Origin of the sequence: Planococcus plakortidis (assembly GCF_001687605.2) — a bacterium.
Lineage (GTDB): Bacteria > Bacillota > Bacilli > Bacillales_A > Planococcaceae > Planococcus > Planococcus plakortidis.
This window is the reverse complement of the sequence record NZ_CP016539.2, coordinates 1,956,622-1,972,434: the sequence shown is the minus strand read 5'-3', so window position 1 is coordinate 1,972,434 and position 15,813 is coordinate 1,956,622. Positions and strand designations below refer to the sequence as shown.

At 52.1% G+C, this 15,813-nt stretch carries 17 protein-coding genes; 16 read left to right on the top strand and 1 reads right to left on the bottom strand.

The features are described 5' to 3' along the window. The first annotated feature begins 10 nt into the window (after window positions 1-10). Genes BBI15_RS09995 through BBI15_RS09975 form a run of 5 tightly spaced genes read left to right on the top strand, consistent with a single transcriptional unit; the run spans window position 11 to window position 4,964 of the window. Entirely contained in the window at window positions 11-760 is a 750-nt protein-coding gene (locus BBI15_RS09995) for a Stp1/IreP family PP2C-type Ser/Thr phosphatase (protein ID WP_068869423.1), read from the top strand. Between the two features lie 2 nt (window positions 761-762). After that, on the top strand, window positions 763-2,739 hold the full coding sequence (gene pknB / locus BBI15_RS09990) for a Stk1 family PASTA domain-containing Ser/Thr kinase (protein ID WP_068869422.1): 1,977 nt from the start codon (window positions 763-765) through the stop codon (window positions 2,737-2,739). A 35-nt stretch (window positions 2,740-2,774) separates the two neighbouring features. After that, window positions 2,775-3,671, top strand: a complete 897-nt coding sequence (gene rsgA, locus BBI15_RS09985; protein WP_068869421.1) for a ribosome small subunit-dependent GTPase A — start codon at window positions 2,775-2,777, stop codon at window positions 3,669-3,671. Further along, window positions 3,664-4,329 carry a ribulose-phosphate 3-epimerase gene (gene rpe / locus BBI15_RS09980; protein WP_068869420.1) on the top strand — a complete coding sequence of 222 codons (666 nt, stop codon included), beginning with the start codon at window positions 3,664-3,666 and terminating at the stop codon, window positions 4,327-4,329. The genes rsgA and rpe overlap by 8 nt, the downstream gene beginning before the upstream one ends. Further along, window positions 4,326-4,964 (top strand): thiamine diphosphokinase, encoded by a 639-nt coding sequence (locus BBI15_RS09975; RefSeq protein ID WP_068869419.1) that lies wholly within the window; start codon window positions 4,326-4,328, stop codon window positions 4,962-4,964. The genes rpe and BBI15_RS09975 overlap by 4 nt, the downstream gene beginning before the upstream one ends. A 57-nt stretch (window positions 4,965-5,021) precedes the next feature. Here BBI15_RS09975 and rpmB read toward each other — a convergent pair whose 3' ends face one another. Next, on the bottom strand, window positions 5,022-5,210 hold the full coding sequence (gene rpmB / locus BBI15_RS16275) for a 50S ribosomal protein L28 (protein WP_084632821.1): 189 nt from the start codon (window positions 5,208-5,210) through the stop codon (window positions 5,022-5,024). 220 nt (window positions 5,211-5,430) lie between these two features. Here rpmB and BBI15_RS09970 point away from each other — a divergent pair, with 220 nt between their 5' ends. The 11 genes from BBI15_RS09970 (at window position 5,431) to rnc (ending at window position 15,813) form a co-directional block, all read left to right on the top strand. After that, window positions 5,431-5,793 (top strand): Asp23/Gls24 family envelope stress response protein, encoded by a 363-nt coding sequence (locus BBI15_RS09970; RefSeq protein ID WP_058383552.1) that lies wholly within the window; start codon window positions 5,431-5,433, stop codon window positions 5,791-5,793. An 18-nt stretch (window positions 5,794-5,811) separates the two neighbouring features. Continuing rightward, window positions 5,812-7,464: a DAK2 domain-containing protein gene (locus BBI15_RS09965; RefSeq protein ID WP_068869418.1), complete on the top strand. Its 1,653-nt coding sequence runs from the start codon at window positions 5,812-5,814 to the stop codon at window positions 7,462-7,464. Between the two features lie 225 nt (window positions 7,465-7,689). Continuing rightward, the gene (gene sdaAB, locus BBI15_RS09960) at window positions 7,690-8,352 is read left to right on the top strand and encodes an L-serine ammonia-lyase, iron-sulfur-dependent subunit beta (protein WP_068869417.1); all 663 of its coding nucleotides are present in this window, start codon (window positions 7,690-7,692) and stop codon (window positions 8,350-8,352) included. A 16-nt stretch (window positions 8,353-8,368) separates the two neighbouring features. Beyond that, window positions 8,369-9,268, top strand: coding sequence for an L-serine ammonia-lyase, iron-sulfur-dependent, subunit alpha (gene sdaAA, locus BBI15_RS09955; protein WP_068869416.1), 900 nt, complete (start codon window positions 8,369-8,371; stop codon window positions 9,266-9,268). Beyond that, on the top strand, window positions 9,258-11,300 hold the full coding sequence (gene recG / locus BBI15_RS09950; protein ID WP_068869415.1) for an ATP-dependent DNA helicase RecG: 2,043 nt from the start codon (window positions 9,258-9,260) through the stop codon (window positions 11,298-11,300). The genes sdaAA and recG overlap by 11 nt, the downstream gene beginning before the upstream one ends. Window positions 11,301-11,389: 89 nt before the next feature. Next, complete coding sequence (gene fapR, locus BBI15_RS09945) at window positions 11,390-11,974, top strand: transcription factor FapR (RefSeq protein WP_068869414.1); 585 nt, start codon at window positions 11,390-11,392, stop codon at window positions 11,972-11,974. Then, entirely contained in the window at window positions 11,971-12,963 is a 993-nt protein-coding gene (plsX, locus tag BBI15_RS09940) for a phosphate acyltransferase PlsX (RefSeq protein ID WP_068869413.1), read from the top strand. Before fapR ends, plsX begins: the two co-directional genes overlap by 4 nt. Next, a complete protein-coding gene (fabD, locus tag BBI15_RS09935; RefSeq protein WP_068869412.1) occupies window positions 12,960-13,898 on the top strand; it encodes an ACP S-malonyltransferase in 939 nt (312 codons plus the stop codon). The genes plsX and fabD overlap by 4 nt, the downstream gene beginning before the upstream one ends. After that, on the top strand, window positions 13,895-14,641 hold the full coding sequence (fabG, locus tag BBI15_RS09930) for a 3-oxoacyl-[acyl-carrier-protein] reductase (protein WP_068869411.1): 747 nt from the start codon (window positions 13,895-13,897) through the stop codon (window positions 14,639-14,641). The genes fabD and fabG overlap by 4 nt, the downstream gene beginning before the upstream one ends. 40 nt (window positions 14,642-14,681) lie before the next feature. After that, a complete protein-coding gene (locus BBI15_RS09925; protein ID WP_068869410.1) occupies window positions 14,682-14,918 on the top strand; it encodes an acyl carrier protein in 237 nt (78 codons plus the stop codon). Window positions 14,919-15,057: 139 nt separating this feature from the next. Beyond that, window positions 15,058-15,813 (top strand): ribonuclease III, encoded by a 756-nt coding sequence (gene rnc / locus BBI15_RS09920; RefSeq protein ID WP_068869409.1) that lies wholly within the window; start codon window positions 15,058-15,060, stop codon window positions 15,811-15,813.

The following is a 15,813-nucleotide window of genomic DNA, read 5'->3' as shown; positions in this document are numbered from 1 at the left end:
GTGTCCACTATTGTTTCAGTATGTAATTGAAAGCGATACCGGCAGAAAAAGAGAAGTCAACGAAGACCGCGTCGCTGTGCTCAAACGCCCCGGCGGATTATTGCTCGCCCTTGTCGCGGACGGTATGGGCGGGCACAATGCCGGAGATGTCGCGAGCCGGATGACCGTCGATGAACTTGGCGAAAGGTTCATGGAAGCCGGCGAAGAGATGTTTGGGACGACGGAAGCGAAGATGGCCTGGCTCTCTGAACAAGTGCTGCAGGTCAACCGGGCCATCTATGAACATTCCATCACCCATAGCGAATGCAAAGGGATGGGCACGACATTGATCGCCGCATTGATCGAAGGGGAAGATTGCGTGCTGTGCCATATCGGTGATAGCCGTGCATATGCCATCGGCCCCTCCATGGTTCAAATGACGCGTGACCATTCCTATGTCAACGTGCTCGTCGATAACGGTGAAATCACGCAACAGCAGGCTGAAGACCATCCGAAGAAAAACTGGATATTGCGATCCCTCGGCACGGAACCGGATATCGAGCGGGAAATGCACCATTTTTCTCTTGCCGGCATCTCTTATTTCCTGATTTGCACAGATGGATTGAGCAATAAATTAAGCGAGCGGGAAATCTCATCGATCGTCCGCTCGAAAGCATCGCTCTCGCAAAAAGGCAAAGCCTTGATCGCGCTTGCCAATGACCTCGGCGGAGAAGACAATATTTCATTCGTATTGTTGACGGCGCTTGGTGAGGAGGTTTAGCGATGTTGATCGGAAAAAGAATCAATAGCCGATATAAAGTGCTTGAAGCGATCGGCAGCGGAGGCATGTCCAATGTCTATTTGGCACATGACATGATCCTTGACCGCGACGTCGCCATCAAAGTGCTGCGCTACGACTTCAGCAATGAAGAGGAATTGCGGCGCCGCTTTAAGCGGGAGGCGCTGTCCTCGACGAGCCTCGGCCATCCCAACATCGTCAGTATATTCGATGTCGGGGAAGACAATGACCTGCCTTATCTCGTCATGGAATATGTCCCAGGGGATACATTGAAGGAATACATCATCAAACACTCCCCGGTCGAACCGGAACGCGCCGTGGAAATCATGAAGCAATTGGCCTCTGCCCTTGCGCATGCCCACCACAACCATATCGTGCACCGTGATATCAAGCCACAGAACGTGCTGGTCGACGAGGACGGAAATGTCAAGATCTCGGATTTCGGCATAGCCATGGCCTTGAGTGCCACTTCCTACACACAAACGAACTCGGTGCTCGGGACCGTGCACTATTTGTCCCCGGAACAGGCACGGGGCGGTACGGCCAATAAAAAATCCGATATTTATTCGCTTGGCATCGTCATGTATGAACTATTGACCGGAAAATTGCCGTTTTCCGGCGAGTCGGCTGTCGCCATCGCCTTGAAGCATCTGCAGACGGAAACGCCTTCATTGAAGGATACAGTTCCCGGCCTTCCGCAAAGCCTTGAGAATATCGTATTGAAAGCCACCGCAAAGAACCCGCAATACCGCTACGCATCAGCGGATGAAATGGCAGAAGACCTTTCGACGGCACTCACTCCGGAACGGCTCAACGAACCGAAATTCATGATTCCTGTAGATGAAGGTGAAACGCGGGCCATGCCGGCGATCAAGGATTCAGGCACGTACGAACAGGCCGACGCAACCAAAACGATGGCCTTGCCTTTAAAAGAAGAAAAAAAACTGGAGCCAAAACCGGCAAAAAAGAAAAAGCGCAAGAAAATGCCGATTGTCCTGGCGATAGTGGGAGCTTTGTTATTGACCGGGTTGATCGTTGCCTTGGCTTTCCCTGGACTGTTCGAACCGCGTCAAGTAGCTGTGCCGGATGTTTCCGGCATGGACCGGGAAGCGGCACATGAGGAGTTGACCGCCGCTGGCTTTGTCGTTGCCGAGGAATCCGAGCAATTCTCTGAAGAGGTTGAAGAGAACCACGTCATCCGCACCATTCCCGAAGCCGGGAAAATGCGAGATCCCGAAGCGAGCATCAGCTTATTCATCAGTAGGGGGAAAGAAACAACCGAATTCGGCGACTATGTCGGCGATTCGCTAGAACAGGCCCAGCGCATGCTTGAAGGCAAGAATTTCGCTTCAATCGATTCACGGGAGGAATTTTCCGACGAAGCGCCCGGAACGATCTTGAGCCAAAGCCCCGAAGCGGGGACCGAAGTGGTCATCAGCGAGACTGCGGTCGAATTTGTTGTCAGTAAAGGGCCGGATATGCGTGAGGTGGAGGACTTGAGCGGATATGGGGAAGCGGAGTTGAACGAATACGCCCGTTCATCAGGATTCAATATCCGCATCGTCCGTGAACAAGAGTCCGATACCGTAGAAGCGGGATTGGTGCTGTCGCAGAACGTAGCGGGCGGGGAGACGCTTGAAGTGGGAAGTACGATCGAAGTCGTCCTATCTTCCGGCAGGGCAGAACTTCCCGTGAAGACTTATGTCGAAACGGTTGAAATCCCTTATGAGCCGGCAGAGCCGGCAGAAGAAGGCGAGGAGCCGGTGGAGCAGACAATCCGTGTCTACATCCAGGACCAGAACCAAAGTATGGTCGAGCCTGTCGAAGAGTTCACCATCACGGAAACGACCGAACACCAGATTGAAATGCAGATCGTCGAGGGCGGCAGCGCTTCCTACCGCATCGTCAGGGATGCCACGATCATTCTGGAAGAGACGGTCGAGTATGAGAACGCTGATTAAGCAAACCAAACAAAAAAGGGATAAGGAGTGGTGCTATGCCGAAAGGTCAGATCAGGAAAGCGTTAAGCGGTTTCTATTATGTATTGGATGAAGACGGGGAGCGTTATACGCAATGCCGCGGCCGCGGGGTTTTCCGGAATCGCCAAATCACGCCGCTCGTCGGCGATTTCGTGGAATACAAGGCAGAAAACGAGCGCGAAGGGACGATACTGGACATTGAAGAACGCGACAATGAGCTGGTGCGCCCGCCGATCGCCAACATCGACCAAGCGATTCTCGTATTTTCAGCCAAGCAGCCAGATTTTCATCCTTTGCTCTTGGACCGTTTTCTCGTGGCGGTTGAATCGTTCGGTATCGAGCCGGTGATTTGCCTGACGAAAACCGATCTATTGTCTGAGACGGAACGCGAAGATTTGGACCGCTACGCAGACGACTACCGGGCAATCGGCTACGAAGTCATTGAAACTTTCATAGACGATCCGAGCTTGCGTGCAAGCTTGATGCCGGTTCTTGACGGCAAGACAAGCGTTCTTGCCGGACAGTCGGGCGTCGGGAAATCGACTTTGCTGAATACGATCTTGCCATCGTTGAAGTTGAAGACCGATGACATTTCGCAAGCCTTGAACCGCGGAAAGCATACGACGCGCCATGTTGAATTGATCGAAGTCAACGGCGGTTTGCTGGCGGACACGCCGGGATTCAGCTCATTCGATTTCGAGCAACTGGAAAAAGAGGAATTATCGGCATGCTTCCCGGAGATGGAAGAGCGTTCAGGGGGCTGCAAATTCCGTGAATGCCTTCATTTGAATGAACCGAAATGTGCCATCAAAAAAGCGGTTGAGACAGGGGAGATTCCGGAATACCGTTACAAGCATTACTTGAAATTCTTGGAAGAAATAATGAATCGAAAGCCGAGGTATTCACATGATTAAAATTGCACCGTCTATACTAGCAGCAGATTTCGCGAAACTTGGACAAGAAGTACAGGAAGTCGAAAAAGCCGGAGCCGATTGGATCCATATCGATGTCATGGACGGCCATTTCGTCCCGAATATCACGATGGGACCGATTGTGGTCGATGCGCTCCGCCCGTTGACACAGCTTCCGCTCGATGTCCATTTGATGATCGAGAACCCGGACCGCTACATCGAAGATTTTGCCAAGGCAGGAGCGGATTATATTACCGTCCATGTCGAAGCGTGCCCACATCTTCACCGCACCATCCAATTGATTCGTTCATTCGGCGTCAAACCGGGTGTCGTCTTGAACCCGCACACGCCGATCGAAACGATCCAGCATGTTCTTGAAGATATCGACTTGGTGCTGTTCATGACCGTTAACCCAGGATTTGGCGGACAGAAGTTCATCCATTCAGTCGTCCCGAAAGTTGCTGCATTGTCGCAATTGATCAAAGACAAAGGCTTGTCTGTCGATATCCAAATCGATGGCGGCATCAATGAAGAAACGATCGTTCCGTGTGCACAGGCAGGAGCGAACGTCTTTGTGGCCGGGTCTGCCATTTTCGGCAAGCAAGACCGCACGCAAGCTTTGCAGGCAATCAAAAAAGCGGGGCAAGGGGCTCTCTCGTGATTGTCGTCTTAACAGCAGGAGGTCCGGCAGACGAATTGCCGGACCTTTCTCTATATGAAGGAGCCTCACATATCGGGGTGGATGCAGGGGTCATGACATTGCTTGGGCTGGGGATCGAACCGGTGGAAGCGATCGGGGATTTTGACTCGGTGACAGATCGCGAATACGAAAAAATCCGCTCGGCTTTTCCTTCTCTTGAACGGTCGCCGGCGGAAAAGGATGAATCGGATACGGAATTGGCCTTGAAAAAAGCGATGCATTACAACCCGGATACGGTCATCATCACCGGCGTGACAGGCGGCAGGCTGGACCATTACATGGCTGCGCTGCATATTGTCTTTGCTTACCAACGAAGCTATCCGGATATCGATTTCATTGTATTGAACAAGCAGAACCGCATCCGTTTCATGGAACCCGGAAAGTACAACTTTGAAGCGGGCGGGGAATTCAAGTACATCTCCTTTTACCCGTTTGCGGAAGAAGTGAGCGGCTTCACGTTGGAAGGGTTCAGATATCCAGTGGAGGATGAGCGGATACCATTTGGTTCGACGCGCTTTATCAGCAATGAATTAATGCGAGACGGCACGCTTGAATTCACGGGCGGGCATCTGATCGTCATCGAAAGTTCAGATTGAACGCACGAAAAAATGCCAGGCTGACAGATGTCAGGCCTGGCATTATTCATGAGCGGTTTAGACGCGCTCAACTTTTCCTGATTTCAATGCTCTCGCGGAAACCCATACACGTTTCGGCTTGCCGTCAACAAGGATGCGAACTTTTTGAAGGTTTGCTCCCCATGTACGTTTTGTCGAGTTCAACGCGTGTGAACGGCTGTTTCCAGAACGAGCTTTACGTCCAGATACTGCACATACTTTTGGCATGTAAGTCCCTCCTCACAAGTGAAGCTGAAAATTATAATAGAATTTCAGTTCGTTTTTCGTTTCACATACTTTAATAATTTACCATAGAAAAAAGAGGGGCGCAAGTGAAATTCATAGCCTTTCAAGAAAAAAACCTTTACAGGCTAAAACGTTGGCTTTTCTTATAAAGGGCTTTCATGTAGAATGAAAAGAGTGAAATAGGACTCGAGGAGGAATTTTAATGTCGATTGAGTTGAATAATGAATATGGTCAAATCGATATTTCCAATGATGTGATAGCCCAAATAGCCGGCGGTGCTGCAATCGAATGCTACGGCATCGTAGGAATGGCAACCAAACACCAGATCCGCGACGGCCTCACGGACATTCTCCGCAAAGAGAACTTCGCCAAAGGAGTCCTTGTGCGCCAGGAAGACGGCGATTTGGTCATTGATATGTATGTAATCATCAGCTACGGAACGAAAATTTCGGAAGTGGCGTATCAAGTCCAATCCAAAGTGAAATATACAATTACAAAAACATTGGGCATGCCGGTTAGTGCGGTAAACATTTATGTCCAGGGCGTTCGTGTGACGAACCCGTAAGAGGAGGAAAATTCGGTTATGAAGTCATTAAACGGAGTGAAATTCGCTGAAATGGTGCAGATGGGTTCGCACCATCTATACCAAAATGCGGATTATGTAGATGCATTGAACGTCTTCCCGGTGCCGGACGGCGATACTGGGACGAACATGAATTTATCGATGACATCCGGAGCAAAAGAGACAGAAGCCCACGCGCAAGAACATATCGGGAAAACAGCGAGCGCTTTATCAAAAGGCCTTTTGATGGGCGCACGCGGCAACTCAGGCGTCATTTTGTCGCAGTTGTTCCGCGGGTTCGGCAAATTCATTGTCGATGAGCAGGAGCTTTCTGCGAAGAAACTGGCGCACGCTTTGCAACACGGCGTCGAGACCGCTTATAAGGCTGTCATGAAACCGGTCGAAGGCACTATCCTGACGGTCGCGAAAGATGCGGCGGCTAAAGGAATGAGCCTAGCAGACAATGAAGAAGATATCATCGTGCTGTTCGAAGCGATCGTCACTGAAGCGAAAGCATCGCTTGAGAGAACACCGGACCTGCTGCCGGTACTGAAGGAAGTCGGAGTTGTCGACAGTGGCGGGCAAGGCCTTGTCTATGTCTATGAAGGATTTCTTGCATCATTGAAAGGCGAAGCATTGCCGGAGAAGCATGTCGATAATTCGATGGATGAACTGGTCAGCGCCGAGCACCATAAGAATATCGCAGGATTCATGAACACGGAAGATATCGAATTCGGCTATTGCACGGAGTTCATGGTCAAATTCGAAGAAGGCAAACGACCATTCAATGAAGCCGAGTTCCGGACGGACTTAAGCGCTTATGGCGATTCGCTTCTGGTCATTTCAGACGACGAGATCGCAAAAATCCATATCCACTCCGAAGAACCGGGTAAAGTCCTTACATATGGCCAGGAATACGGAAGCCTGATCAGCATGAAGATCGAAAACATGCGCCAGCAACACACCGATATAGTCGGTGAAGACCATAAAAAGGCCACTCCGGCTGAACAGGCGAAGCATCCTTATGCGATTGTCACGGTAGCGATGGGAGAAGGCGTAGCGGAATTGCTCCGTTCGATCGGCGCTTCCTACGTCATCGAAGGCGGCCAGACGATGAACCCGTCTACCGAAGACATCGTCAATGCGGTCCGTTCGATCGGCGCGGAACGCGTATTGATCTTGCCGAACAATAAAAATATCATCATGGCGGCGGAGCAGGCAGCAGAGCTTCTGGATATCGAGGCGGCAGTCGTGCCGACGAAAGATGTCCCACAAGGAATGTCGGCGCTTCTCGCCTTCAACCCAGAAGCCGCTGTTGCGGACAATCAACAAGCGATGGGCGAGGCGATCAAGAACGTCAAGTCCGGCTCGGTCACTTTTGCGGTGCGTGATACTTCAATCGATGGCATCTCCATCAAGAAAGACGATTTCATGGGGATTTCCGAAGGCAAGATCGTCGTGTCGGATCAAAGCCTCGAGAAAGTCGCGGAAGAGCTGTGCAAAACATTGGTCGATGCGGAGGCGGAAATCGTCACGATTCTCTTCGGCGAAGATGTCAATGAATCAGATGCCGAAAAACTAGGCGCATTCATCGAATCATTGAACGGCGATGTCGAAGTGGAGATCCACAACGGCAAACAGCCGCTTTATCCATACATTCTGGCAGTTGAATAAGTTTAGGCGGAGGCCCGGGAACCAGACAGCGGGTTTCCGCTTTTTTTATTTTGGCAAAATAGAGAAGGAATGGGCAATATATAAAATATCGCGAGCGAGTGAAAATTGCCGACCGGAGCGTGAAAGCCCACGGCTAAGACAATGTATGCGCTTTATTATCTTTGTTTCCTTGGGGCATTTCATGTAAAATGAAATTATACGAGACGGAAAGTGAGGGGTTTGGGCATGAAGTTCAAATCTGTTTTTGATATAATCGGCCCGGTCATGATCGGGCCATCATCATCGCATACTGCAGGTGCGGCACGCATCGGCAGGGTAGCACGCGACCTGTTCGGAAGGCAGCCGGCATGGGCGAAGATCCATTTATACGGTTCTTTCGCCGAAACCTATAAAGGCCATTCGACCGATGTGGCGATCGTCGGCGGGTTATTGGACTATGATACATTCGATGAACGCATCAAGACCGCTTTCGAAGAAGCGGAAAAACTCGGTTTGAGCTTTGAATTCATTCCGGAGACGGGACACGTCGATCACCCGAATACGGCGCGCATCGTCATTGGGGACGACAAATCCGAAATGTCGATGATGGGGATTTCCATCGGCGGGGGCAAGATCGAGATCACGGAACTGAACGGCTTCCCGCTCAGGCTATCTGGCAACCACCCGGCGATCCTTGTCGTCCATGACGACCGCTCGGGCTGTATCGCAAATGTAGCGAATTGTTTATATAAATACGATATCAACATCGGCCATATGGAAGTGTCACGCAAAGAACGCGGGGACATGGCATTGATGGTCATCGAAGTCGACCAAACCGTCGGCCAAGAAGTGATGGGCGAGTTGCGCGAGTTGCCGAATATTACGCAAGTCACACGCATCGCCGACTAAACTGGAGGTATGAGAAATGGATGTTCTATTCCGGAATGTAAGGGAACTCGTAGAACGGGCAGAGAAAGAAGGCAAGCTCATTTCCGAAATCATGATCGAGCAGGAGATGCTTATCACCGACCGTTCACGGGAAGAAATCATGCAGCAGATGGAGCGCAATTTGACCGTCATGGAAGAAGCGGTGGAAAAGGGGCTTAAAGGCGTCCATTCCGTTTCGGGCCTGACGGGCGGAGATGCAGTCCTGTTGCAGAAATACATGGAGCGCGGCGACAGCCTGTCCGGCAACCTATTGCTTGATGCCGTCAGCAAAGCTGTCGCGACGAATGAAGTGAACGCGGCGATGGGCACGATCTGTGCGACCCCGACGGCAGGATCCGCGGGAGTCGTACCGGGCACATTGTTTGCCGTGAAGAACAAACTGAACCCGACGCGTGAGCAGATGATCCGTTACCTGTTCACATCGGGGGCGTTCGGCTTTGTCGTGGCCAACAACGCTTCGATTTCCGGCGCGGCCGGCGGATGCCAGGCGGAAGTCGGCTCTGCGGCGGCGATGGCTTCTGCGGCCATCATCGAGATGGCTGGCGGCACGCCTCAACAAAGTTCCGAAGCGTTTGCCATCACCTTGAAGAATATGCTCGGTCTAGTCTGCGACCCTGTGGCGGGGCTCGTGGAAGTACCATGCGTGAAGCGCAACGCCATGGGTGCATCCAATGCGGTCGTCGCTGCCGATATGGCGCTCGCCGGCGTGACCAGCCGCATCCCGTGCGACGAAGTCATCAGCGCCATGTTCGAAATCGGGCAAGCGATGCCTAGCGCGTTCCGCGAAACGGCAAAAGGCGGATTGGCCGCGACACCGACCGGCAAATGGCTTGAATCGAAAATCTTCGGCGGATCGGTAGTCGGCAGTGGACAATAAAGCGCCCGTTTCTTCATTGAAGGGAGTCGGGAAGCAAGCGGCTGAAACCTTGCGGGACATGAAGATTGAAAGTCTTGAAGACTTGATCATGACCTTCCCGTATCGCCACGAGGATTTCCAGCTGAAAGATCTGGCTGAAACGCCCCATAATGAACGGGTAACGGTGGAGGGAAGGGTCGAAAATGAGCCTTCCGTCCTTTTTTTAGGGAAAAATAAATCGCGGACGACCGTGACGGTGCTCGTCGGGCGTCACCTCGTCAAGGCCGTGTTCTTCAACCAGCATTACGTGAAAGCTAAATTGCAAATCGGAGCGGTCGTCACCTTGACCGGCAAATGGGACCGTGGCCGCCAATTGATCACGGTTTCCAGCCATTCCATCGGACCGCGGACCGACGGCGCAGATTTTGAGCCGGTATACAGCCTGAAGGGTTCGATGCACCAGAAAACCTTCCGTAAATTGATGCGGCAAGCGCTGGATGCGACGAAAGGCAGCCTGCAGGATTGCCTGCCTGCGTCAATCCGCGAAGAATACCAATTGTTGCCGTTTGAGCAAGCGCTCGAAACCGTGCATTTTCCTGAAGATGCGGCATCGCTCAAGCAGGCGCGCCGTCGTTTCGTGTATGAGGAACTTCTGCTGTTCCAATTGAAGATGCAGGCGCTGCGCAAGAAAAACCGGGAAGCGGAAGGCGGCTCTTTCATCGATTATGATCTTGTGCGCCTGAAAGCATTCATCGACGCCTTGCCATTCGATCTGACCGGCGCCCAGAAACGCGTCGTCAATGAAATCTGCCGCGACATGAAAGAACCGTTCCGGATGAACCGTCTATTGCAGGGCGATGTCGGGTCGGGCAAGACCGTCGTCGCTGCAATCGCTTTGTATGCCGCCGTAACAGCAGGCAAGCAAGGGGCGCTCATGGCGCCGACGGAAATCCTTGCCGAACAACACGCCAATACGCTCGAGGAATGGTTCCGTCCATTTGGCGTCAGTGTCGCCCTGTTGACAGGTTCCGTCAAAGGCAAGAGGCGCAAGGAAGTGCTGAAGCGTCTGGTGGACGGAGAAATCGACATTCTGATCGGCACCCATGCCTTGATCCAGCCGGAAGTCCTGTTCAAAAGCCTCGGGCTCGTCATCACCGATGAACAGCACCGTTTTGGCGTGGACCAGCGGCGTGTGCTGAAAGATAAAGCATTGAACCCGGATGTCCTATTCATGACCGCGACGCCGATTCCCCGGACGCTCGCGATTTCGGCTTTTGGTGAGATGGATGTCTCGATCATTGATGAAATGCCGGCCGGGCGAAAAGAAATTGAAACCTATTGGATGAAAAAAGAAATGTTCGGCAAAATTGTCGGCCGAATGGAGAAAGAGCTGCTCGCCGGGCGCCAGGCCTATGTCATCGCGCCGCTGATCGAGGAATCCGAAACTTTGGAATACCAAAATGCAGTGGAACTGTATCAGCAATTGACGGCTTATTTTGAAGGGCGCCATACGGTCGGCTTGATGCATGGCCGCCTGCACCCGGATGAAAAAGAGGAGACGATGCGCGAATTCGCCGAAGGGAAGATCGCCGTGCTCGTGTCGACGACAGTCGTCGAAGTCGGCGTCAATGTCCCGAATGCGTCGTTCATGCTCATCTATGACGCCGAACGCTTCGGATTGTCCCAGCTCCACCAATTGCGTGGGCGTGTCGGGCGGGGTAGCGATCAGTCGTATTGTGTGTTATTGGCGGACCCGAAAACGGAAATCGGCAAGGAGCGCATGAACTCGATGACCGAAACGAACGACGGCTTCATTCTCGCTGAAAAGGATTTGGAGCTGCGCGGCCCCGGCGATTTCTTCGGCCGCAAGCAAAGCGGCATTCCCGAATTCCGCATGGCGGATCTGGTGCATGATTACCGCGCGCTTGAGGCAGCGAGAAAAGATGCTGAAGAATTGATCGCGAGTGAAGCGTTTTGGGTCTCGGATGAAACGAAATGCTTGCGGGCAATGCTTGAGGACTCGGGCATTCTCGAAGGCGGAAGGCTTGATTAGGATGCAGGGAGACCGATTTTCCTTGCATTCTTTTTTTGTTGTTTATATACTCATATTAGTACCAAGTGCTAATAGCGGGCGGTGACATAGTGAGAAAACCTAAAAAAGAGCGACAAGCAGCGCTGAAATCCTCCATCAAAGACAATCCGTTCGTGACCGATGAAGAATTATCGGCGGAGTTCGGGGTCAGTGTCCAGACGATCCGTCTCGATCGGATGGAGCTTTCGATACCGGAACTTCGGGAGCGCATCAAGCATGTGGCCGAGAAGACCTTTGACGATGAAGTGAAATCCTTGCCGATCGACGAAGTGATCGGGGAGATAATCGATATAGAACTGGACAATAAAGCCATCTCGATTTTCGATGTCAAACCGGAACATGTTTTCCAGCGCAACCGGATTGCCAGGGGGCACCATCTGTTCGCGCAGGCGAATTCCTTGGCGGTGGCCGTGATGAACGAAGAATTGGCATTGACGGTGAAATCGGAATTGCAATTCCTGAAGCCTGTTAAAGCAGGACAGCGGGTCGTTGCCAAAGCCCAAGTGACCGACAGGCAGCCGCAAAAGAACCGCGCGTTCGTCAAAGTGGTGTCGACAGTCGACCAGGCAGTAGTATTTATCGGGACATTTGAAATGTACCGCATGACTGAACAAAGTGAAGGTGACCATACGTGAAAATAGCAATCGATGCAATGGGCGGGGACAACGCCCCAAAAGAAATTATCGACGGTGTCAAAAAAGCCCTCGAAGCATTCAGCGACGTGGAGATATTGCTTTATGGGCAGCAGGAAAAAATCGATGAATACATAAAACCGCAAGACCGTTTGACCATTATCCACTGCAGTGAAGTGATCGAAGCGGAAGATGACCCGGTGCGATCAGTCCGCCGCAAGAAGGATGCGTCGATGGTGCGCATGGCGGAAGCGGTTAAAGAAGGAAAAGCGGACGCAGCCGTATCCGCAGGCAATACAGGTGCCTTGATGTCCGCCGGTTTGTTCATCGTCGGACGCATCGACGGTGTCGACCGTCCGGCGCTTGCACCGACTTTGCCGACGATGGACGGAAAAGGCTTTCTCATGCTCGACCTCGGCGCCAATGCCGATGCCAAACCGGAGCATCTGGTCCAGTACGCCATCATGGGCAGCATCTATGCCGAGAAAGTGCGCGGCGTCCAAAACCCAACTGTCGGCTTGCTGAATATCGGGACGGAAGAGAAAAAAGGCAATGAATTGACGAAATCGGCATTTCCGCTATTGAAAGAAGCGCCTGTCAACTTTATTGGCAACGTGGAATCACGTGACTTGCTGAACGGTGCCGCCGATGTGGTCGTCACGGATGGCTTTACCGGAAACATGGTCTTGAAGACGATCGAAGGAACTGCGATGAACGTCTTCGCGATGATCAAGGATGTCTTCATGGCTTCGGCCAAAACCAAGTTTGCGGCGATGCTCGTGAAAAACGATTTGAGTGCGCTCAAGGGGATGCTCGATTATAGCGAATACGGCGGCGCAGGATTGTTCGGGCTGAAGGCGCCTGTCATCAAGGCGCATGGCTCATCCAACGGCACCGCATTCTATAACGCCATCCGCCAGGCGCGTACGATGGTCGAACACGACGTGGCCGGCAAGATATACAGCACTTTGAAGGAGGAACAACCATCATGAGGAAGCAAATCGCATTTATTTATCCCGGGCAAGGCTCACAGGTGGTGGGCATGGGCGAAAGCTTCCTGGAAGATGACAAGAGCCGCCAATTTTTCGAAAGCGCCGATGAAGTGCTCGGCATGGGCTTGTCGAAACTGATGCTTGAAGGCCCTCAGGAAGAATTGACATTGACCTATAACGCGCAACCGGCACTGTTGACCGTCAGCTCGATGATTACGGAACGCTTGATCCGTGCAGGCGTAAGGCCGAATTATACAGCGGGGCACAGCCTCGGCGAATACAGCGCGCTGGTCGCTTCGAATGTCCTGGAATTCCCGAAAGCGGTTGAAGTGGTCCATAAGCGCGGATTGTTCATGAATGAAGCGGTGCCTGCAGGTGAAGGCGCGATGGCTGCGATCCTGGGGATGGACGCAGATAAGCTCGAAGAAGTGACCGACGATGCGACCGAGAGCGCGGGGGTCGTCCAGTTGGCAAACTTGAACTGCCCGGGGCAAATCGTGATTTCGGGAACGAAAGCAGGCGTTGAGAAAGCATGCGAACTGGCGAAAGAGCGCGGTGCGAAACGTGCCATTCCGCTCGATGTTAGCGGTCCGTTCCATTCGGAGCTGATGCGTTCGGCCTCGCAGGATTTGGCGAAAGTGCTCAGTGATTCATTCCTGCTCAATGCCAAAATTCCCGTCGTGACGAACTTTATGGCAGAGCCCGAAACGAATGCGACGCAATTGCAGGACATGTTGATCCACCAATTATACTCGCCGGTTTTATGGGAACAATCGGTGCGCAAGATGATCGAACTTGGTGTCACCACCTTTGTCGAAGTAGGCCCTGGCAAAGTGCTGAGCGGCTTGGTGAAAAAAATCGACCGATCGGTCACGGTCATCCCGGTCCATGACTTGGAGTCATTCGAAAAAGCGGTAGAGGAGTTGACATCATGAGCAGATTAACGGGGAAAACAGCCATTGTTACAGGGGCATCGCGCGGGATTGGCGCAGCCATCGCCCGCCGTTTTGCCGAAGAAGGCGCAAATATCGTCGTCAACTATAGCGGCAGCCAGGAAAAGGCGGAAGCTGTTGTAGCCGAAATCGAACAGGCGGGCGGAAAAGCCGTTGCCGTAAAGGCCAATGTCGCAGATGCCGAAGCGGTGAAAGCGCTGGCGGACGTGGCGATGAAGGAATTCGGTTCAATTGACATCCTCGTAAATAATGCCGGCATCACCCGCGACAACTTGATGATGCGCATGAAAGAAGATGAATGGGACGATGTCATCAATACGAACCTGAAAGGCGTCTTCCTGTGCACGAAAGCGGTGACACGCCAAATGATGAAACAGCGCGCAGGGCGCATCGTCAATATCGCGTCCATCGTCGGCGTCATGGGCAATGCAGGCCAAGCCAATTACGTGGCGGCGAAGGCGGGGGTCATCGGTTTGACGAAGACGACCGCAAGGGAACTTGCGAGCCGAGGGATTACCGCAAACGCTGTGGCTCCTGGTTTCATCACGACCGATATGACGGAAAAGCTCGGCGACGATGTGCAATCGAGCATGCTCGCACAGATTCCGCTTGCCCGTTTCGGGGCGCCTGAAGATGTGGCGAATGCGGCCTTGTACCTGGCTTCGGACGAAGCAAGCTATGTAACCGGGCAGACGCTGCATCTTGATGGAGGCATGGTCATGTAGACCACAATTATGTATACTGATTTGAGGGGAGGTGACGGCATTGTCAACAGTATTGGAGCGAGTAACCAAAGTAATCGTAGATCGTCTTGGTGTGGAAGAGAGCGAAGTGAAACCTGAAGCATCTTTCACAGACGACCTTGGAGCGGATTCACTGGATGTGGTTGAATTGGTCATGGAGCTAGAAGACGAATTCGATATGGAAATTTCCGATGAAGACGCAGAAGGAATGTCAACAGTAGGCGACGCAGTAACTTACATCGAAAAAAAACAAGCTTAAGTTGAATAAACGGGATCCGTCCCAGCTTGATAGCACAAAAGATTGACGCACAGCCTAGCTGTGCGTCAATTCTCTTTTTGCACAATGCCCCAAAAACAGGTAAAATCAACAAGAGAACAATAGAGGAAGGCAGATAAAAATGGCGATGAAACGAAAACCGAAACACACCAAGCAAATGGCGCTTAAAGAAAGCGCGAAACAGGCATTTGAGCAATTGCAAAAAGAGCTGGATATCCAGTTTGAACAACCTGCCCTTCTGCAGCAGGCATTTACCCATTCATCTTATGTGAATGAGCATCGAAGAAGACAATTCACGGACAATGAACGCCTCGAATTCCTGGGCGACGCTGTATTGGAATTGTCGGTATCGCATTTCCTCTATATGAAATATCCCGATATGGCTGAAGGTGAACTGACAAAGCTGCGCGCATCGATCGTCTGCGAGCCGTCACTTGTCCTATTCGCCAATGAACTGGGCTTCGGCAAATACATTCTGCTCGGCAAAGGCGAGGAATTGACAGGGGGCAGGACGCGCCCGGCACTTCTTGCGGATGTTTTTGAATCGTTTGTCGGCGCACTTTACCTGGACCAGGGACTGGAAAAGGTCGTGGGCTTTCTAGAGGTAGTGCTATTCCCGAAAGTGGAAGTCGGTGCTTTTTCTCATGCGATGGATTATAAGAGCCAATTGCAGGAGCTGGTGCAGCAAAAGAATACCGGCACCTTGAATTATGAAATCATCGAAGAAAAGGGTCCTGCACATAGCCGGATTTTTGTGACGCGCGTATCATTGGGCGACCAGGAACTCGGCCTTGGCGATGGGCGCTCCAAAAAAGAAGCGGAGCAGAAGGCGGCACAGCTTGCCATCCGTAAATTGCAGGAAACAGCGGAGGATTGA

Excerpts from the sequence above, each read along its gene's own strand:
- BBI15_RS09965 (WP_068869418.1), top strand. The coding sequence starts at position 5,812 with ATGAAGTCATTAAACGGAGTGAAATTCGCTGAAATGGTGCAGATGGGT.
- rsgA (WP_068869421.1), top strand. The coding sequence starts at position 2,775 with ATGCCGAAAGGTCAGATCAGGAAAGCGTTAAGCGGTTTCTATTATGTA.
- fabD (WP_068869412.1), top strand. The coding sequence starts at position 12,960 with ATGAGGAAGCAAATCGCATTTATTTATCCCGGGCAAGGCTCACAGGTG.
- BBI15_RS09970 (WP_058383552.1), top strand. The coding sequence starts at position 5,431 with ATGTCGATTGAGTTGAATAATGAATATGGTCAAATCGATATTTCCAAT.
- sdaAB (WP_068869417.1), top strand. The coding sequence starts at position 7,690 with ATGAAGTTCAAATCTGTTTTTGATATAATCGGCCCGGTCATGATCGGG.
- sdaAA (WP_068869416.1), top strand. The coding sequence starts at position 8,369 with ATGGATGTTCTATTCCGGAATGTAAGGGAACTCGTAGAACGGGCAGAG.
- rnc (WP_068869409.1), top strand. The coding sequence starts at position 15,058 with ATGGCGATGAAACGAAAACCGAAACACACCAAGCAAATGGCGCTTAAA.
- fabG (WP_068869411.1), top strand. The coding sequence starts at position 13,895 with ATGAGCAGATTAACGGGGAAAACAGCCATTGTTACAGGGGCATCGCGC.
- pknB (WP_068869422.1), top strand. The coding sequence starts at position 763 with ATGTTGATCGGAAAAAGAATCAATAGCCGATATAAAGTGCTTGAAGCG.
- rpmB (WP_084632821.1), bottom strand. The coding sequence starts at position 5,210 with ATGCCAAAAGTATGTGCAGTATCTGGACGTAAAGCTCGTTCTGGAAAC.
- rpe (WP_068869420.1), top strand. The coding sequence starts at position 3,664 with ATGATTAAAATTGCACCGTCTATACTAGCAGCAGATTTCGCGAAACTT.